Genomic DNA, 17,375 nt, shown 5'->3' with positions numbered 1-17,375 from the left:
CCCTGAAGGGGGCTCCTACCCGGATAGAGGCTCCTCGTGTCACGCGTAGTCAGGTCGAGATGGCCAGGCGCTCGCCGTCATAGATGCGCGCAGTGATGAAGTAGACCAGCACGGCGGCGAGCGAGGTGCAGGCCACACAGAGCGCGATCTCGGAGCTGGCCACGAATTCGCCGCGCATCAGGCGCGTGATCGTGACCTGCTGGCCGACCAGCGGCACCGCGTACATCCAGGTTTCGGTCTTGAACGGAAATACCGACATCAGCAGGGTCGGCACGGCAGGCACGAACATCAGCAGCGAAAGATAGGTCTGCGCTTCGCGGAAGGTCCTGGCGAACGCGGCAGCGAGCGTCTGCAGCGAGGAAATGAGGAACACCAGCGGGAACATCACGAGCAGGGTCAGCAGGGCGAAGCGGGGGCCGATCGAAAGCGTCATTCCGAGCTTCTCGGTCGGCATGAACTGACCGGCGAAGGAGAACGCAATGATGCTGAGCAACAGGGTGGTCAGCGCGAACATGCCGGTCGCACCGAGCTTGCCAAGCAGGATCTTCGAACGCGCGACCGGATTGGCGAAAAGCGGTTCGAGCGACTGGCGCTCGCGCTCGCCGGCGGTGGTGTCGATGGCCAGGGCCATGCCGCCAATGAAGGCACCGAGAATGAAGAAGTAAGGAAGCATCGAGAACATCATGCCGCCACGCGCCTGCGCGGTGGACTGATCCCGATTGGCCACGACCAGCGGTCGCATGATCGAGGGGGACAGGCCACGTGCGAGTACGCGCATGGTCGAGGTGCGTTGGCCGTAGCCCTCCAGGATCGCGCGCAGCCGGCCCACCGAACCCTGCGCATCGCGCTGGGATTCGTCGTAGATCAGTTCGACTTCCGCCGGTTCGCCCTTGCTCCAGGCCTCTCCGAAGCGTTCCGGAATGCGCAGCACGAGATCGACTTCCTGTTCGCGCACGGCGCGTTCGGGCTCGGCGATGGCCTCCTTGATGATGATGCCGCTCTGCTTGAGCGCATCGATCAGGTTGGCCGCATGCTCGGCACCGATCACGGGCACCGGCAAGGGTTTCTCGGCCTTGTCGAGTTCGCGCGAAACGATGCCGTTGATCAGCAGGACGAAGATCAGCGGCGCCATCAGCGGGCCGGTGACCAGGGTGTTCAGCACGGTGCGACGATCGCGGATGTTCTCGCGCACTTCCTTCCAGAACACGGTCAGTATGGACTTCATGCGGCGAGTCCTTCTGCGGATCCGATCACCTTGACGAACGCATCTTCGAGGTTTGGCGTACCCGCCTGTTCGCGCAGGGCCTCGGGCGAGGCGTCGGCGACGACGCGACCCTGCGCAATGACGACGATGCGATCACACAGCGCAGCGACCTCCTGCATGATGTGGCTGGAGAACAGCACGCAGCGTCCTTCGTCTCTCAGGCGACGCAGGAAGTCGCGCATCGCGCGGGTTGCCATGACGTCGAGACCATTGGTCGGCTCGTCGAGGATGCAGTTCTTCGGATCGTGGATCAGCGCGCGTGCGATCGCCGTCTTGACGCGCTGGCCCTGGGAGAATCCTTCGGTGCGGCGTTCGGCGATCTCGTCCATGTCGAGCGCCTTGATCAGCGCATCGCAGCGCGTTCTGATCAATGCTTCGTCCATGCCTTGCAGGCGACCAAAGTATTCGATGTTCTCGCGCGAACTGAGACGCTTGTACAGGCCGCGCGCATCCGGCAATACGCCCAGCCGGCGACGTACCGCGATCGGATCGGTGGCGGCGTCGATGCCGTCGACCAGCACCTGGCCGCGGTCCGGCTTCATCAGGGTGTAGAGCATGCGCAGGGTTGTGGTCTTGCCTGCGCCGTTCGGCCCGAGCAATCCGGTGATTTCGCCATCGCGTGCAATGAACGACACGCCATCAACCGCCTTCACGGCAGCGAACGCCTTGTGCAGATCCTTCAGTTCGATCATGGCGCGGCTCCGTTGAAATCGATGAAATGGGGAATCTGGCCGAGTTCGTCGGCACAGGCGACATCGAGCGCTGCCGGATCCAGCGTGTCCATGAATTCGCTGACCAGTTTCGGCAGGCAGCCACGCCCGATCACGTTGTGACCCTGGCCTTTGACGACGATGAGTCGTGCCGCTTCGAGTCCGGCGACAACCTGCTCGCCGTAGCGTGGCGGTGTGACCGGATCGAGCTCGCCTTCCAGCACCAGCACGGGCGTGTCGCCACGCGCCGGCTCATTGAAATCCGGCGGTCGTTCGCCATGCGGCCAGATCGCGCATTGCGACTGCATCATCTCGACCATCTGGTTGCCCAGCAAGGTGTCCGCAACGCTGGCATCGGCAACGAGGCGATCAGCGTCCTCGGCGCAGACCACCGAAAGCTGCATGCCACTGCCGGCGAGCTCTTCCACGCCTTGCGCGATGACGCCCATCTGTCCCATCAGTGCGGCGTCATTGCCGGCAAGCGCTTCGGAAACCGTATGCGGAATCAGCGCGGCCGTTTCCGGTGAGTAGGCAAACAGACGGATCAGCCCGGCCAGGCCGAAGGCATCGAGTCGCGCGGTTTTGGCTTCGAAGCTGATCGGATCGGCGTAGTGCACGTCGCGCGGCGCTTCGCGCAACTGGTCGCGCAGGCGCATCAGGTCGGTGTAAGGGTCCGGAAAGGCCGCTGCACAAGCTGGATGAGCCGCACAATTGGCGAACTGGGCCTTGAGTGCGTTATCGAGGTTGATTGCGAACTCGCCGCCGAGCGCGAGCTCATTCGGCACGACACTGTCCAGGACCATGCTGCGCACGCCCTCGGTGTGGCGCCTGGTGTAATGCTGGGCGAGGCGGGTTCCGTAGGAGACGCCGACCAGATCGAAGCGCGGCGCGCCCAGCGCCTGGCGCAGCTCTTCGAGATCGGCCACGGCATCGGACGTCGAGTAGTAGCGCGGGTCGGCATGCATGCCGACTTCTTCCGCACAGGCGCGGGTCTGTTCTGCCATGCGCTGCGGATCGAACTCCGGCATGGCGTCTCCGTCAGCAAGCGCCGCGCAGTTCAGTGGATTCGATTCGCCGGTGCCACGCTGGTCGAGCAGGAGTACGTGCCGGTGCCTGCGCGCAAACGCCAGTGCCGGTGCGATGCGCGGCCAGCTGTCGACGGCGGACTGACCCGGGCCACCGGCAAGGAACACGATGAAGTCGTCATCGGCCGCGCCGTTGGCCGCGACAAGGGCGAGACGAAGCTGGATCCTGCGGCTGGCCGGATCGGCTCGATTCTCCATGACCTCGAACGGCGCGCAATACGCTTCGGTGGTCGCGGCCGAGTGTTCCTGGGTCAACGCGCAAGCCTTGAATTCGAGGCTGCCAAAGCGAAAGGATTCGGCATGCGCGGAAATCAGGTACTGGCCACGCGATGACGGGGCAGTCGTATCGGCCCCGGTCGACTTGTGCAGCCTTGAATAGGCCACTACCGCGACGACAAGCGCGACGGCAACGGCAATCCGGTGGTTCTTCTTCATCGATGCGGCGTCTCAGGGGTCGGGGGTGAAAATCGCTTCGATCGCTTCGCCAAACAGGCGCGCGATGGCGAAGGCGAGCGGCAGGCTGGGATCGTATTTGCCGGTTTCTATTGCGTTGATGGTCTGTCGTGACACGGCCAGGCGCTCGGCCAGTTCGGCTTGCGACCAGCCGCTGGCGCCGCGGAGTTCGCGGACGCGGTTGTTCATCGATAACGCGCCTGAGCGAAGAACCGGGCGATCAGATAGGTGACCGACAGGGCCGGCAGGATCCAGGTCAGGACGGTCTTGCCTTCGATCGCCAATACATTTGCTCCCACCAGCAAAGACAGACTCAGACATCCGAGCCCGACCGTGATCGCGGCAACCGCCAGCGCCTCCAGATCGATTCGGCGCTGCAGTTCGTCGCTGGCCCGAACCAGGCGCAGCACCTCGCGTATCGAGAAGCCAATGGCTATCACGGGCAACAGACTCACGCCGGCACGCAATAGGGTCGGCGCCTCGGCCAGTGGCTGCCTGAGCAGCCAGAGACAGAGCGCGGTAGTGGCGAGATAGGCCAGGGCCGCGATCAGGCAACCGTGCAGGCGTCGCGGCGAAGGTTGTGGGGCGTTCATGTGTCGACCTGTGTCAAGTAAGCTTGACATCAAGAGTAACGGCCACCAGGCGATGTGTCAAGGACACTTGACATTTGTCGCCTGGAGCACAAGGACTCTGCAGGACCGGGCTTCAGCCGTGATGCTACGGAATCCAGGCCGTTGGGCAAGCACCGAAAGCCCGTTCAACGCGAGGAGATGTATTTCTCGCGGCGGATATGCGGCACCGGCAGGCCAGCCTCCTTCAGCATCGCGAAGCTCTGGTCGACCATGTCGGGATTGCCGCAGAGGTAAACGATATCGTTCTCGATGTCGGGCTGCAGGGTTTGGAGCGCCACCTGTACGCGACCGTGGACGTCGCCCGGCCTCGGTACGGCACGAGGTTCGCGGCTGAAACACGGGTGGAAACGAAATCCCGGCGTGGCTTCGGCGAACGCCGCGAACTCCTCGCCATACAGCAGGTCGGCTTCGTTGCGCGCGCCGTAGATCAGTTCGAAGGTACAGCCACGACTCTGCACAAGGCGGGCGATCAGCGGCAGCATGGCCCGATAGGGCGTGACGCCTGTGCCAGTGGCGACCAGCAGGTAGCGCGAATTGGTATCGGCATCCATCAGGCAGAAGCGTCCAAAGGGGCCACTCGCATCAACTGTTCCGCCGACTTCCAGATTGCCGAGCAGGGCCGTTGCCGCGCCGCCGTCGACATAGGACACGGCAATCTCGATCAGGCTGATCGGCGTGGCGTCGCCCTGAGCAACCGTGCCCACCGAATAGCTGCGCTTGGTCGGCTTGCCGTCTTCGTAGTTGAAATGGATCTGGATGAACTGACCCGGGATGAAGGCGAATGGCAGGCCATCGGCGCGTTCGAAGGCCATGTGGCGCACGGCCGGTGCGAGCATGTAGGCGGAGACGAGGCGAAGCGGAAAATGGACGATGGCCACGGCAAATACGGGGACGGGGAGTAGCCCGCTATACTATCAGGGCCGAGTTGGCCTCTTCGCCCCATCATTCCTGAAATTGTCCATGAGCACAGTCCCCGCGCTCGAAATCCACGAGCTGCGCAAGATCTACGCCGGCGGCGTCGAAGCCCTCAAGGGCGTTTCGCTTTGCGTCCAGCCCGGTGATTTTTTCGCCCTGCTCGGTCCCAACGGTGCCGGCAAGTCGACCCTGATCGGTGTCGTCAGCTCGCTGGTCAATGCCAGCTCGGGCTCGGTCAAGGTGTTCGGCGTCGATATCGAAGAAGACCGCGAGGCGGCCATGCGCCTGCTCGGCCTGGTCCCGCAGGAAGTCAATTTCAACTTCTTCGAAAAGCCTTTCGACATCCTCTGCAACTACGCCGGCTTCTACGGCATTCCTCGCGCCGAAGCAAAAGTCCGCGCCGAGGAGGAACTGCGCCGCGCCCAGCTCTGGGACAAGGCGCACACGATGTCGCGCACGCTTTCGGGTGGCATGAAACGTCGCCTGATGATCGCCCGCGCCATGATGACGCGGCCACGCCTGCTGATCCTCGACGAACCCACGGCCGGTGTCGACATCGAAATCCGGCGCGGCATGTGGCGCACCCTGAAGGAGGTCAATGCGGCAGGCACCACGGTCATTCTGACCACGCATTACCTTGAAGAGGCGGAAAGCCTCTGCCGCAACCTTGCCATCATCGATGGTGGCAACATCATCGAGAACGGGCCGATGAAGACCCTGTTGGCCAAGCTCGATGTCGAGGGATTCCTGCTCGATATCGACGGCGAGCTGCCGGCCGAGTTGCCGCGCATCGACGGCGTCACCATCCGCGCCGAAGACAGCCACACGCTGGATCTGGAAATGCCGCGCGCACGCGATCTCAACGGCGTCTTTTCGAGTCTCGATTCGGCCGGAATCCGCGTGCGCTCGATGCGCACCAGGACCAATCGCCTCGAGGAGTTGTTCGTCCGCCTCACCGGTGGCAAGGAGACGGCGGCATGAGCAAGCCATCGGCACACCCGAACCTGACCGCACTGTTAACGATCGCGCGTCGCGAAGTCATGCGCATCCTGCGCATCTGGGGCCAGACCCTGGTCCCGCCGGCGATCACGATGACGCTCTACTTCCTGATTTTCGGCAGCCTGATCGGCAGTCGCATCGGCGACATGGGCGGCTACGACTACATGGATTTCATCGTGCCCGGCCTGGTCATGATGTCGATCATCCAGAACAGCTACGGGAATATTTCATCGAGTTTCTTCGGCGCCAAGTTCGGCCGCCACATCGAGGAAATGCTGGTCAGCCCGATGCCGAACTGGGTCATCCTCGGCGGCTACGTCGTCGGCGCCGTGCTGCGCGGCCTGCTGGTCGGCATCATCGTGCTCTGCATCGCGATGCTGTTCACCAGGGTGCGCATTCCGCATCCGCTGATCACGATCGCCACCGTATTGCTCGGAGCGACGATCTTCTCGCTGGCCGGTTTCGTCAACGCCATCTATGCGAAGAAGTTCGATGACGTCGCCATCGTGCCAACCTTCATCCTGACCCCGCTGACCTATCTGGGCGGCGTGTTCTATTCGGTCAAGATGCTGCCGGACTGGGCCCAGACCATGACCCACGCCAATCCGGTGTTCTACATGGTCAACGCCTTCCGCTACGGCCTGCTCGGCACCAGCGATATCCCGGTCGGCGTCGCCTTCGCACTGATGATCGGGTTTGTCCTCGTGCTGGGCACGCTGGGATTGTGGTTGCTGAAGCGCGGGATCGGCTTGCGAAGCTGAATTTTGGTTAGCGGGGGAGCGGTTAGCGGGAAGAGCTGTTCTGGCGGCTAAAGCCCGGAGCCGTGTCGGCAACACGCCAAATGCCACAACGTTGATTCCGCCATCCGCCTGTTTCCTTCTCCCGCTGACCGCTTATGGCTCCCCGCCTACCGTCTACCGCTAGCCGCTCCCCCACTCACGACAAACTCAGATCCCGAAAAACGCCCGGCTCGTTGCCGTCGCATTGGCGGCAGTGAGTTCAACCTCTTCACCACGATCCCGAGCGAGTTCCTCGACGATGTGCCTGAGATACATGGGTTCGTTGCGGCGGTGCGAGGGTTTCGGCGTGACCGTGCGTGGCAGCAGGTAGGGCGAGTCGGTTTCGATCATGAGGCGGTCGGCCGGGATGTCGCGCACGAGTTCGCGCAGGTGGGTACCGCGGCGTTCGTCGCAGAGCCAGCCGGTGATGCCGATGTGCCAGCCGGCATCGAGGTAATCGACCATTTCCTCGCGGGTGCCGGTGAAGCAGTGCACGACAACCTTGCCGAGGCGGCCATCGAAAGCCTTCATCATGGCCATGAAGTCGGCATGCGCGTCGCGCTGATGCAGGAACAGCGGCTTGCCGCAGCCTGCGGCGATCTCGAGCTGGCGCTGGAAGGCTTCGGCCTGGGCCGCCGGTGGCGAGTAGTTGCGGTGGTAGTCGAGGCCCGTTTCGCCGACCGCTCTGACACAGTCGGACAGACTCAGTTCACGCAGCAGCGCGTCGGTGGCATCGTCATAGTCCACTGCATGGTGAGGGTGCACGCCCGCAGTCGCGAACAGCCGGCCCGGGTGGGACTGGGCCAGGCTCAGGGCCGTGCGGCTGCCGGCTGCACTGGCCCCGGTGACGACCATCCGGGTCACGCCTTGCGCCTCGGCACGTTCGAGGACCTGATCGAAATCCGGTCGAAACGACTCGTGGGTCAGGTTGGCGCCAATATCGATCAGCTGCATGGGAAGCCTGCATGGAGTGAAACGCCATTATGCGGACTGGCTCCCGATCCGCCCAGATCGCGATTTGTAAAAATGAGGTTCATTGCCAATTCACCGGGTCACTGCGAGACTCGCCCTGAACATCCCCATCCATGCTGGAGTGCTGCAATGAAGTCCCCTGTCAGATTCCTTATGGCCGTCATGGTGGCAACAGCCTCCATGTCCGCTTTTGCCGATCCGCGCATTCCTGTTGCTCAAGACCCCGACCGCGCCTCCCGCGTCAGTGCAGCGCAACAGGAGCGCATGTTGATGTTGACCAGGCGCGCGGAAGGTGCCGCTCCGAAAGCGGTTGAGGCGATCAACTCCGCGACACCCTCGCTGCCGACGCCGAATCCGCTTCGAGCCTACCCCCCATCCTGCCTCGCTGATCCCCTGCCCGATGTGCCGAGCGGTCCGCTCTTCAGCACCACGGCCAACCTCGCCGCCTACAACTCCAACGACGGAACCTATGAGCTGGAGGGTGTAACCATCACCATCTGGCGCGTCGCCTGCAGCAGCGCAATCTTCTTCAACTCGGCCACCCTGATGCGCATCCAGCGCCAGGGGCAGTATGAGGGGGACCGGGTTATCTATCCGTTGTTTCCAGTCATAGCTATCGAGCAGAGTACCAACGGCTTCGACGAAATCCCGCGACTTGCGCTTGATCCCAATACGGTGGTCAGCGACGTCCTGCCGGACTCTCCGATTATCGACAGCACGACGTATGTCCTCGAAAACTATGCAGGTGCTGGCGCAAACTACTTCGACTACAACCTGCCGTTCAGCGTTCAGTTCGACAACCTTTTTCCAAGCGACAATCTCTTCTATATAGACAATATCCCCGCCTACAATCCGAGCAACCTGACCTATCCAGCCGCGTTCCAGAACCTGCCGATTTCGGGCTATCTGGCTACCGCGTACTACGACCCGACCGCCAGTGGCGAGGGTATCGTGATGCAGGTCTTCCAGCGTCCGGGCGAACCCAACACCTTCGTGCTCAACTTCACCTGGTCGGCCTATGATCCCAGTGGCCTGCCATTCTGGCTGACCGGTCAGGTCGACATCGTACGCGGCGCCAAGGTGGCGACCACACCGATGGCCTATGTGACCGGCGGCGGTCTGGGCGGCGATGCCGGCGCAGCCGATCCGCCGACCATCTGGGGCACGGCAACCGTCAGTTTCCCGGATTGCAATCACATGAATCTGTCCTATGCGTCCAATCCGGGCTTGCCCGCGTTTGTCCCGCAAGGCAGCGGTTCGCGCAGCTGGATTCGCCTGGCCACCCTCAACGGGCTGCCCTGCGAGTAAGCCTGTCCTTCAATGTGCGTAGAGAAGACGGCGCGACTGGTTCGCGCCGTTTTCATTTTTCCGACCCGGATCGGCGATGATGAGAGTGCTTCCGCCGTACTGAACTGTCGTGCCGCCCATCCACTTCCCGATTGAAGAAATCCTGCCTGAGCTTCTTGAATCGCTGGTCGCGCATCCGCGACTCGTGCTCGAGGCGCCGCCCGGCGCCGGCAAGACCACCCAGGTACCGCCCGCCCTGCTCGACGCTGCCTGGCTGGATGAACAGCGCATCCTGATGCTTGAACCGCGCAGGATCGCGGCCCGTGCTGCGGCCGAATTCATGGCCGCAGCACGGAGCGAGCGCGTCGGTGAAACGATCGGCTATCGCATCCGGCACGAGTCGAAGGTATCGGCAGCCACACGCATCGAAGTGATCACCGAAGGCATCCTCACCCGGATGCTGCAGGATGATCCCGAGCTGCCCGGTGTCGGCGCGATCCTGTTCGATGAATTCCACGAGCGCCATCTGCACGGTGATCTCGGTGCGGCGCTTGCGCTCGATGTGCAGGCCAACCTGCGCCCGGAACTGCGTCTGGTCATCATGTCGGCCACACTCGATGGCGAACGCATAGCGCGCTGGTTCGATGCGCCACGCCTGAGCAGCGCCGGACGCAGTTATCCGGTACGCATCGAACACCCGCCTGCGCGCAGTGGTGAAGCCTGGCCCGAACGCGGCTGGACCTCGCATCTGCGCCGCGTCGCCATGCAGGCGCTGGCCGACCAGGAAGGCGACCTGCTGGTGTTCCTGCCCGGCCGACGCGAAATCGAACAGGCACGCGCCGTGCTCGCCGATTGCGCGGCCGAGGTACTCCCCCTGCATGGCGAACTGAGCCTGGCCGACCAGCACGCCGCGCTGGCTTCGGCACCCGCGGGGACGCGCCGCATCGTGCTGGCGACCAATGTGGCCGAATCGAGCCTGACCCTGCCGGGCATCCGCGTTGTCATCGATACGGGCCTTGCGCGCGAACCGCGCTTTGATCCGAACTCGGGTTTCTCACGCCTGCAGACGGTCACCATTTCGCAGGCTTCCGCCGATCAGCGTGCCGGTCGCGCCGGTCGCCTCGGCCCCGGTGTCGCGTACCGGTTGTGGCCGCAGAGTCGTCGCCTGGATCCATCGCGGACGCCCGAGATTGCCCAGGTGGAACTCTCGCAACTGGTGCTTGAGCTGAAGGCCTGGGGCAGCAGCACCCTCGACTGGCTCGATGTACCGCCGACGGGCGCCGTGGCGCAGGCCAGCGAACTGCTCGTGGCACTGGGTGCACTCGATGCCGACTCGAGCATCAATGCCTTCGGCCGCGCGTTGCTCGCCTTCGGTGCGCATCCGCGTCTGGCGGCCGCCGTGCTGCGCGCCGACGAGCGCGAGCGCGATCTCGCCTGCGATCTGGTCGCCCTGATCGAGGCACGCAATCCCTTGCGCGGTACGGCTTCTCGCGATGACGATTTCCGGATTCGCCTGCGCGCGCTGCAGGCATGGCGCCAGCGCGATGCGCAGGCCAGTCGCGAACTCGGTGCGGATCGCGCAAGTCTCGCTGCGATCGCGCAGTCGGCCGATGCCTGGCGTCGGCGCGCACGCGCTGGATCGGGCAACCCGGCCGCCAGCGGCCTGAGCGCTGCCGGTGACCTGCTCCTGCACGCATTTCCGGATCGCATCGCGCATCAGGATCCGGCCAATCCGCGTCGCTACCGACTGGCCAACGGTCGCGGTGCGCGCCTGCTCGACGAGAGCAGCCTGTACGGCGAGCCGTGGCTGGTCGTGATCGACCTGCGCTACGAGGAGCGCGACAGCCTGATCCTCGCCGCTGCACCGTTCGACGAGGCCCTGCTCGAACGCGAGTTTCCGCACTCGTTTCGCGATCAGCGCAGTCTGCGCTGGAATCGTGACAGCCGCGCCATCGAAGCATTCGAGGAGCGCTGCTTTGCCGGCATCGTGTTGAGCCGGCGCGCCGTGCCGGCGCGGCCCGGGGATGCGCTGCCGGCCCTGCTCGCCGCGGTGCGCGAGCTCGGCCTCGACGCGCTGCCCTGGAGCGAACCGGCACGTGAATTGCGCCTGCGCGTGGAATTCCTGCGCGAGGCGATGCCGGACTCGGGCCTGCCTGATTTTTCCGATGCGCAGCTGCTGGCCACGCTTGAACACTGGCTGGCGCCTGCGCTGGCGGACAAGCGCCGACTGGACGCGCTGCGTGCCGAAGAGCTGTCCAATGCGCTCGCTGCACAGCTCGACTACGCCACCCGGCGCCTGCTCGATGAACACGCGCCCATGACGATCAGCGTGCCGAGCGGCATGGATCGCCGCATTGCCTACGCTGCCGATGCGGGACCTGTCCTCGCGGTCAAGCTGCAGGAACTGTTCGGTCTGTCAGACACGCCACGCATCGCAAAGGGCCGTGTCGCGCTGACCCTGCACCTGCTCTCGCCAGCCGGTCGACCGATCCAGGTGACCCAGGATCTGCACGGCTTCTGGGAGCGCACCTACCCTGAAGTGAAGAAGGAACTGAAAGGCCGCTATCCGAAACATCCCTGGCCAGATGATCCCTGGACTGCGGTCGCCACGCACCGCGCCAAGCCACGACGATGAACCAAGCGCGGGCAAAAGGGTCGGAGTGTGCAAGGGTTACGCAACGTGTGCGGGTTTTCGTGCATCCAATCAGAATGGGCGACATGTGCGGTCAGTCGTGTCCACGCCGAAGCTCGAATGTTTCCGGAACCAGGGATCACGTTCTTGAACGGATTGAGTTTGACGCAGCATTTCCTTCTCCCGCTGGCGGGAGAAGGTCCCGAAGGGGGATGAGGGTGGTGCTTCTGATTGGCGAATTGTTGCACCGTGCTACGCAAGCCCACCCTCATCAGCCTGTTGGCAGATTCTCCCGCTGGCGGGAGAAGCACTGTCTTCGGCACGTCAAGTGCCAGATCAACAGTACATGTCGGGCCTGGAGTACTGGAGTGACCCGATCGCAGGATGGATTTTCCGGGACGTCTGCCGATGTGCCCGCACCTTGTCGGAGGAGAATCATCTAGTTTTGGCTCCAAATGTTGACAGGCCGAACAACCCGTTTCGCTACAGCCTTCCCCCATTCAAACCGAGGTTCTCATGTCCCGATTCAACCGCGCCCTGTTCTGGATGACCGCCTTTCTCGCCCTGGTGGCCGTGCTGGGTGCGCTGGTCGGGTCGCGACTGGTCGAGATCTTCCTCGCCAATCCGTTTTTCAACGGCGTGATCCTGAGCGTCCTCGCAGCAGGCATCATCGTGAATATCCGACAGGTCCTGATGCTCGCCCAGGAATCACGCTGGATTGAATCGTTCCGGCGTTCAAACCCCGAACGCGGCACGATCGGCAAGCCACGCCTGCTCGCGCCGATGGCGCGCATGCTTGGAAATCGCGAACGCGGCAAGGCGGCCTTGTCGGCACCTTCGATGCGCACCATCCTCGACAGCGTGCAGTCACGACTCGAGGAATCGCGCGATCTCTCGCGCTATCTGATCGGCCTGGCGATTTTCCTCGGTCTGCTTGGAACGTTCTGGGGGCTGCTCGTGACGATTCGCTCGGTGTCGGAAACGATCAGCACACTGAACGTAGGCAATGACGCACTGACCATGTTCGGCGCGCTGAAGGAAAACCTCAAGGAACCGCTGGGTGGCATGTCGACCAGCTTCTCGACGTCGCTGTTCGGCCTGGCCAGTTCGCTGGTGATCGGCTTCCTCGACCTGCAGGCCGGCCACGCGCAGAACCGCTTCTACAATGATCTCGAAGAATGGCTCTCGGGCATGACTCATCTTTCCTCGGGCAGCGCGCTGGAAGGCGATGCGTCGGTGCCGGCTTATGTGCAGGCACTGCTCGAACAGACTGCCGACGGCCTCGAGCGCATGCAGCGCGCGATCGTCGAGAACGACCGCGAGCGGCGCGGCATGAACGAACAGTTTGCCGAGATCGCGAGCCAGCTCGGTCGACTCAACGACCTGCTCGGCCGCGATGCGCGCGAGCGTCAGGGGGCCCAGCAGGTGCAGGAAGAACTGAAGACCGTGCTGCGCCAGATCGCCAGTCATCCGGCATCCGACTCGCGCCTGTCCGATGAATTGCGCAGCGAATTCAGGCTGCTGTCGCGCACGATTGCCGCTGCCGTCGGTCGTGGTGAGCCGCGCGCATGAGTGCACTGATTCGCCGGCGCCGGCGCGCCTTCGACATCTGGCCGGGCTTTGTCGATGCGCTGACCTCGCTGATCATGGTCATGATGTTCGTGCTGCTGATTTTCGCGATCGGCCAGTTCGTGCTGTCCGACACCCTGGCCGGCAAGAACAAGGCGCTGGATTCGCTCAACGCGCAGGTTGCAGAACTGGCACGCACGCTGTCCCTCAGCGAAGAACAAAAGAACGCACTGGATGCACGCGTGGCCGAGCTCAGCGCCTCGCTCGGCGCGACCCAGGCCGAGCGCAACCTGCTCGGCGGCGAGCTCGACGCCGCGAATGTGCAGGTGGCCAGCCTCAGCGCCGATATTGCCGCGCTCGATGCGCTCAAGACGCAACTCGAAGCCGAGGTGGCACGACTCAGCACCCAGCTCGACAGCACCCATCAGGATCTGGTCAAGCAGACCGAACTCGGCAACGCGGCCACGGCCCAGGTCGAATTGCTGAATCGGCAGATGGCCGCGATCCGCGAGCAGCTGGGCAAACTCGAAGCTGCGCTGGGTATCGCCAACCGGGATCTCGATGCAAAGGACGCGAAGATCGCCGACCTCGGCAAGCAGCTCAACATCGCCCTGGCCAATCGGGTCGGCGAACTCGAGCGCTATCGCTCCGAGTTTTTCGGCAAGCTGCGCGAAGCACTCGGCAATCGCACGGATGTGCAGGTCGTGGGCGATCGTTTCATCCTGCCCACCGACATCCTGTTCGAGTCCGGTTCGGCCGAACTTGATGGCAGCGCACAGGCGCGCCTGGAATCGCTGGCCACGACGGTACGCGAAGTCTCGGCGGAAATTCCCTCCAGCATCGACTGGGTGCTGCGCATCGACGGGCACACCGACAAGCGCCCGATCCATACCGATCGGTTCCCGTCGAACTGGGAACTCTCGACCGCGCGCGCGGTGGCCATCGTCAAGTATCTGGTCGTGCAAGGCATCCCGGCGCACCGCTTGTCCGCGAACGGGTTTGGCCAGTTCCAGCCCATCGACAATGCGAATACCCCCGAGGCGTTTGCGCAGAACCGGCGCATCGAATTGCAGCTCACCAACCGATAGCGACATCGGACGTCAGCAGAGCGCGCGCCGGACATGCGCTGCATCGATCGCCGGATTCCCCGCGTGGAAACGGCGACACGGTGTCGGAGGCTCGGCGACCCGTCGCGGTGTCTGATCCGCCGCTCAGGCTCGCCCGCAATGCAGATGGAAGTCCCAATGCACTTCGCGGACGCGATCCGGGCTACCCCAGGCACGGCGCAAGTCGGCCTCGACCAGCGAAACGGGGTCCTGCTCAAGCGCGCGCATGTAGCGCTGGCTCGCCGACCATGAGCGCAGGTAGGCCAGATAGCGATCCACGTTCCACTGCATGCGCAAGTAGAAGTTCGGAGCTTCGATGCGCTCGAATGGAAACGGCAGACTGGCGTAACCGCTTTCGACCAGGGCGCGCTCGGGTGGCCAGTAGGGCCCGGTCAAGTCGATGTAGACGCGATCTTTCTGGGCATCGACTTCGGTATCGACCTGGCAATCGGCATAGCTCCAGAACGCGACCACGCCACCGGGCTTGAGCACGCGCCGGGCTTCTTCGTGAAACCGCGGCAGATCGAACCAGTGCAGGGCCTGTGCGACACAGACCAGGTCGACGCTGTCGTCTGCGATCGAGGACTGTTCGGCGGGCTCGATGCGATACTCGATATTGGGCCGCGGCGTGGCGTTGGCGATCTGTTCGGCACTGGGATCGGTGCCGATGACCCTGTTGAAGTAGCGGCTCAGATCGACACTGGCCTGGCCATTGCCGCAGCCGGCATCCCAGGCGAGCTGCGGCGTGGCGACCTGCGCGACAAGAAACTCGAACAGTGCCGCCGGATACTGCGGTCGCGCTTCCCGATAGATCGCGGCGTGGGCCGAGAAATGATCCTTGAAGTTCACTGTCGAATCCTCAGTCGGGGGCCACGACTCGCGTGTGCCCGGGCGGCAGGTCGCCGAGCTCGTGATCGCCTACTCGCGTGCGCACCAGTCGCAGGGTCGGCAGGCCGACCGCGGCAGTCATGCGTCGCACCTGACGATTGCGCCCCTCGCGAATGCGCATCTCCAGCCACGAAGTCGGCACGGTCTTGCGGAATCGCACCGGTGGATCGCGTGGCCACAGCCATTCCGGTTCGCCTTCGAGTGCACGCACCTGCGCCGGCAAGGTCGGGCCGTCTTTCAGAGTCACACCCGAACGCAAGGCATCCAGAGCACGCGCATCCGCTTCGCCCTCGACCTGGACCAGGTAGGCCTTGGCCTGCCGGTGGCGCGGATCGGTGATGCGATGGGCCAGCGCGCCATCGTCGGTCAGCAAGAGCAGGCCCTCGGAATCCTGATCGAGTCGTCCGCCCGCATAGACGCCTTTTTGGCTGACGAAGTCGGCCAGGGTCGGTCGGCCCTCGCGATCGGTGAACTGGCAAAGTACGCCGTAGGGCTTGTTGAGAAGGATCAGCATGAATCCTGCTGTCCCGGAGAGGTGTCGTGGATGGATGCAGCCGGCCACCGTCGGTGACCGGCTGCATGCCCAGGCTCAGTTGCTGGCCGGGGTGGGCTTGTTCTTGTCCGTGCCCTGCTCGAAGATCTGGTCGCCTTCCGGCTTCACGAACTTGAGCGTCATGCGGTCGGACTCGCCAATCGCCAGATACTTGTCGCGATCAACATCCTTGAGTGCGAGTGAAGGCGGCAAGGTCCAGACACCCTTCTCGTGATCCTTGGTGTCTTTCGGATTCGCGTTGATCTCGCTCTGCTCGACCAGTTCGAATCCGGCGTCGGTGGCCAGCTGGATCACCTTCTCGGTCGGCACGTAGCCGGACCCTTCGAGTGCCTTGGCATCGGCACCTTCGGCGGCGCGATGCTCGACCACGCCCAGCGTACCGCCCGGCTTGAGCACGGCATTGAAGGCAGCGAACATCGCCGGTGCGCCCTCGCCCCAGTTATGCACGTTGCGGAAGGTCAGGACCACGTCGGCGGAACCGTCCATGCCGAAATTCGGCGCCTTGGGATCGTATTCGACACTCATGGCAGCGGCATACTGCTCGGGCCCGTCGGCCAGCTTGGCGCGGAACTTCTCGTTGTTGCGCTTTGCATAGTCCGAGGCGGAGTCCACCGGAAAGGCGGCGACGTAGGTTCCATTGCCCTTGAGCAGGGGAGCCAGGATTTCGGTGTACCAGCCACCGCCCGGCGTGATCTCGATGATGGTCTGGCCTGGCTTGACGCCAAAGAAGGCCAGGGTTTCGGCGGGGTGGCGATAGGCATCGCGTGCCTTGTTCTCATCCGAGCGCCAGTCGCCCGCGAGGACGACGGCTACCGGGTCTGCGGGCATCGCTTCAGCCGGAGCGGATTCGACAGGCGCAGCGGCCGGTGCAACGACTTCGGCGGGCTGGTCCGAGGCCGCTTCGGGTGCGGCCGACTGTTCTGCGGCCGGTCCGCAGGCGGCCAGAGCGAGGGTCAGGGCGAGCGTGAGGGGAAGCTGTTTCATGTTCGACTCCAGTACGTTGCCGACAGGGCGGCAGGGGGCCGCCAAGCGTACATCAACGCGCAAATGAATGAACAGCAAGCCCTGCCGGACCTGCCGGCTGGAAGGCGTCGCGACCGCACGGCCACTTGGCCGGAGCCTGCCTGAAGATGAATGCCAGCCATCGGTTCAGCTAGCAGTCGGGAGATTCTCGGACGGTATTCAGCTGACGAGGACTAGTGTGTTCACCACTCCACGCGATCGCCGAGCCGGTCCCGGTTCGCGATGGACGCCCCAAACAACAAGGAGATTTGTCATGCTGCACTACGCCATCGTATTCCTCGTCATCGCGCTGATCGCCGCCGTCCTCGGATTTGGCGGAATCGCCGGCGCGTCGGCCGGTATCGCCAAGATCCTGTTCCTGGTGTTCCTGGTCCTGTTCATCGTGTCGCTGGTGTTTGGTCGCAAGAAGCTCTAGTTGCGAAACAGCATGACCTGAATTGGGCCCGCCTTGCGGGCCCGTTTCGTTTCAGGCCTGCCGGTTTCCCCCGGCAGCTGCCGCCACGATCCG

At 63.7% G+C, this 17,375-nt stretch carries 17 protein-coding genes; 7 read left to right on the top strand and 10 right to left on the bottom strand.

The window, feature by feature from the left end; all coding sequences use genetic code 11:
- Positions 1-49: 49 nt before the first annotated feature.
- The 6 genes from R3F00_RS01740 to R3F00_RS01715 all read right to left on the bottom strand — a co-directional run bounded on the left by R3F00_RS01740 (position 50) and on the right by R3F00_RS01715 (position 4,980).
- Positions 50-1,225: an ABC transporter permease gene (locus R3F00_RS01740; protein WP_371279967.1), complete on the bottom strand. Its 1,176-nt coding sequence runs from the start codon at positions 1,223-1,225 to the stop codon at positions 50-52.
- Positions 1,222-1,956 carry an ATP-binding cassette domain-containing protein gene (locus tag R3F00_RS01735; protein WP_371279966.1) on the bottom strand — a complete coding sequence of 245 codons (735 nt, stop codon included), beginning with the start codon at positions 1,954-1,956 and terminating at the stop codon, positions 1,222-1,224. Before R3F00_RS01735 ends, R3F00_RS01740 begins: the two co-directional genes overlap by 4 nt.
- On the bottom strand, positions 1,953-3,494 hold the full coding sequence (locus tag R3F00_RS01730; RefSeq protein WP_371279965.1) for an alpha/beta hydrolase: 1,542 nt from the start codon (positions 3,492-3,494) through the stop codon (positions 1,953-1,955). The genes R3F00_RS01735 and R3F00_RS01730 overlap by 4 nt, the downstream gene beginning before the upstream one ends.
- 12 nt (positions 3,495-3,506) lie before the next feature.
- Entirely contained in the window at positions 3,507-3,701 is a 195-nt protein-coding gene (locus tag R3F00_RS01725) for a helix-turn-helix transcriptional regulator (protein ID WP_371279964.1), read from the bottom strand.
- Positions 3,698-4,105 (bottom strand): hypothetical protein, encoded by a 408-nt coding sequence (locus R3F00_RS01720; RefSeq protein ID WP_371279963.1) that lies wholly within the window; start codon positions 4,103-4,105, stop codon positions 3,698-3,700. The genes R3F00_RS01725 and R3F00_RS01720 overlap by 4 nt, the downstream gene beginning before the upstream one ends.
- A 164-nt stretch (positions 4,106-4,269) precedes the next feature.
- Positions 4,270-4,980 (bottom strand): FAD-binding oxidoreductase, encoded by a 711-nt coding sequence (locus R3F00_RS01715; protein ID WP_371280031.1) that lies wholly within the window; start codon positions 4,978-4,980, stop codon positions 4,270-4,272.
- A 124-nt stretch (positions 4,981-5,104) separates the two neighbouring features.
- Here R3F00_RS01715 and R3F00_RS01710 point away from each other — a divergent pair, with 124 nt between their 5' ends.
- Positions 5,105-6,040 (top strand): ABC transporter ATP-binding protein, encoded by a 936-nt coding sequence (locus tag R3F00_RS01710; RefSeq protein ID WP_371279962.1) that lies wholly within the window; start codon positions 5,105-5,107, stop codon positions 6,038-6,040.
- Entirely contained in the window at positions 6,037-6,819 is a 783-nt protein-coding gene (locus R3F00_RS01705) for an ABC transporter permease (RefSeq protein ID WP_371279961.1), read from the top strand. The genes R3F00_RS01710 and R3F00_RS01705 overlap by 4 nt, the downstream gene beginning before the upstream one ends.
- 186 nt (positions 6,820-7,005) lie before the next feature.
- On the opposite strand, the gene R3F00_RS01700 is transcribed toward R3F00_RS01705, so the two are convergent.
- Positions 7,006-7,791, bottom strand: coding sequence for a TatD family hydrolase (locus tag R3F00_RS01700; RefSeq protein ID WP_371279960.1), 786 nt, complete (start codon positions 7,789-7,791; stop codon positions 7,006-7,008).
- A gap of 147 nt (positions 7,792-7,938) precedes the next feature.
- Between R3F00_RS01700 and R3F00_RS01695 the strand changes: the two genes are divergently transcribed.
- The 4 genes from R3F00_RS01695 to R3F00_RS01680 all read left to right on the top strand — a co-directional run bounded on the left by R3F00_RS01695 (position 7,939) and on the right by R3F00_RS01680 (position 14,385).
- Positions 7,939-9,117 (top strand): hypothetical protein, encoded by a 1,179-nt coding sequence (locus R3F00_RS01695; RefSeq protein WP_371279959.1) that lies wholly within the window; start codon positions 7,939-7,941, stop codon positions 9,115-9,117.
- Between the two features lie 109 nt (positions 9,118-9,226).
- Entirely contained in the window at positions 9,227-11,731 is a 2,505-nt protein-coding gene (gene hrpB, locus R3F00_RS01690; RefSeq protein WP_371279958.1) for an ATP-dependent helicase HrpB, read from the top strand.
- Positions 11,732-12,244: 513 nt separating this feature from the next.
- Positions 12,245-13,300: a MotA/TolQ/ExbB proton channel family protein gene (locus tag R3F00_RS01685; protein ID WP_371279957.1), complete on the top strand. Its 1,056-nt coding sequence runs from the start codon at positions 12,245-12,247 to the stop codon at positions 13,298-13,300.
- Positions 13,297-14,385 carry a peptidoglycan -binding protein gene (locus R3F00_RS01680; RefSeq protein WP_371279956.1) on the top strand — a complete coding sequence of 363 codons (1,089 nt, stop codon included), beginning with the start codon at positions 13,297-13,299 and terminating at the stop codon, positions 14,383-14,385. Before R3F00_RS01685 ends, R3F00_RS01680 begins: the two co-directional genes overlap by 4 nt.
- 123 nt (positions 14,386-14,508) lie before the next feature.
- On the opposite strand, the gene R3F00_RS01675 is transcribed toward R3F00_RS01680, so the two are convergent.
- The 3 genes from R3F00_RS01675 to R3F00_RS01665 form a co-directional block, all read right to left on the bottom strand.
- The gene (locus tag R3F00_RS01675) at positions 14,509-15,252 is read right to left on the bottom strand and encodes a class I SAM-dependent methyltransferase (protein ID WP_371279955.1); all 744 of its coding nucleotides are present in this window, start codon (positions 15,250-15,252) and stop codon (positions 14,509-14,511) included.
- Positions 15,253-15,262: 10 nt separating this feature from the next.
- Positions 15,263-15,805, bottom strand: coding sequence for a pseudouridine synthase (locus R3F00_RS01670; RefSeq protein ID WP_371279954.1), 543 nt, complete (start codon positions 15,803-15,805; stop codon positions 15,263-15,265).
- Between the two features lie 75 nt (positions 15,806-15,880).
- Positions 15,881-16,828 (bottom strand): class I SAM-dependent methyltransferase, encoded by a 948-nt coding sequence (locus R3F00_RS01665; protein ID WP_371279953.1) that lies wholly within the window; start codon positions 16,826-16,828, stop codon positions 15,881-15,883.
- A 292-nt stretch (positions 16,829-17,120) separates the two neighbouring features.
- Here R3F00_RS01665 and R3F00_RS01660 point away from each other — a divergent pair, with 292 nt between their 5' ends.
- The gene (locus tag R3F00_RS01660) at positions 17,121-17,282 is read left to right on the top strand and encodes a DUF1328 domain-containing protein (RefSeq protein WP_371279951.1); all 162 of its coding nucleotides are present in this window, start codon (positions 17,121-17,123) and stop codon (positions 17,280-17,282) included.
- Positions 17,283-17,375: the final 93 nt, after the last annotated feature.

The organism is Dokdonella sp., from assembly GCF_041395345.1.
Taxonomy (GTDB): domain Bacteria; phylum Pseudomonadota; class Gammaproteobacteria; order Xanthomonadales; family Rhodanobacteraceae; genus Dokdonella.
This window is presented reverse-complemented; position numbering and strand designations above follow the sequence as displayed.

Excerpts from the sequence above, each read along its gene's own strand:
- R3F00_RS01740 (WP_371279967.1), bottom strand. The coding sequence starts at position 1,225 with ATGAAGTCCATACTGACCGTGTTCTGGAAGGAAGTGCGCGAGAACATC.
- R3F00_RS01735 (WP_371279966.1), bottom strand. The coding sequence starts at position 1,956 with ATGATCGAACTGAAGGATCTGCACAAGGCGTTCGCTGCCGTGAAGGCG.
- R3F00_RS01730 (WP_371279965.1), bottom strand. The coding sequence starts at position 3,494 with ATGAAGAAGAACCACCGGATTGCCGTTGCCGTCGCGCTTGTCGTCGCG.
- R3F00_RS01725 (WP_371279964.1), bottom strand. The coding sequence starts at position 3,701 with ATGAACAACCGCGTCCGCGAACTCCGCGGCGCCAGCGGCTGGTCGCAA.
- R3F00_RS01720 (WP_371279963.1), bottom strand. The coding sequence starts at position 4,105 with ATGAACGCCCCACAACCTTCGCCGCGACGCCTGCACGGTTGCCTGATC.
- R3F00_RS01715 (WP_371280031.1), bottom strand. The coding sequence starts at position 4,980 with ATGCTCGCACCGGCCGTGCGCCACATGGCCTTCGAACGCGCCGATGGC.
- R3F00_RS01710 (WP_371279962.1), top strand. The coding sequence starts at position 5,105 with ATGAGCACAGTCCCCGCGCTCGAAATCCACGAGCTGCGCAAGATCTAC.
- R3F00_RS01705 (WP_371279961.1), top strand. The coding sequence starts at position 6,037 with ATGAGCAAGCCATCGGCACACCCGAACCTGACCGCACTGTTAACGATC.
- R3F00_RS01700 (WP_371279960.1), bottom strand. The coding sequence starts at position 7,791 with ATGCAGCTGATCGATATTGGCGCCAACCTGACCCACGAGTCGTTTCGA.
- R3F00_RS01695 (WP_371279959.1), top strand. The coding sequence starts at position 7,939 with ATGAAGTCCCCTGTCAGATTCCTTATGGCCGTCATGGTGGCAACAGCC.
- R3F00_RS01685 (WP_371279957.1), top strand. The coding sequence starts at position 12,245 with ATGTCCCGATTCAACCGCGCCCTGTTCTGGATGACCGCCTTTCTCGCC.
- R3F00_RS01680 (WP_371279956.1), top strand. The coding sequence starts at position 13,297 with ATGAGTGCACTGATTCGCCGGCGCCGGCGCGCCTTCGACATCTGGCCG.
- R3F00_RS01670 (WP_371279954.1), bottom strand. The coding sequence starts at position 15,805 with ATGCTGATCCTTCTCAACAAGCCCTACGGCGTACTTTGCCAGTTCACC.
- R3F00_RS01665 (WP_371279953.1), bottom strand. The coding sequence starts at position 16,828 with ATGAAACAGCTTCCCCTCACGCTCGCCCTGACCCTCGCTCTGGCCGCC.
- R3F00_RS01660 (WP_371279951.1), top strand. The coding sequence starts at position 17,121 with ATGCTGCACTACGCCATCGTATTCCTCGTCATCGCGCTGATCGCCGCC.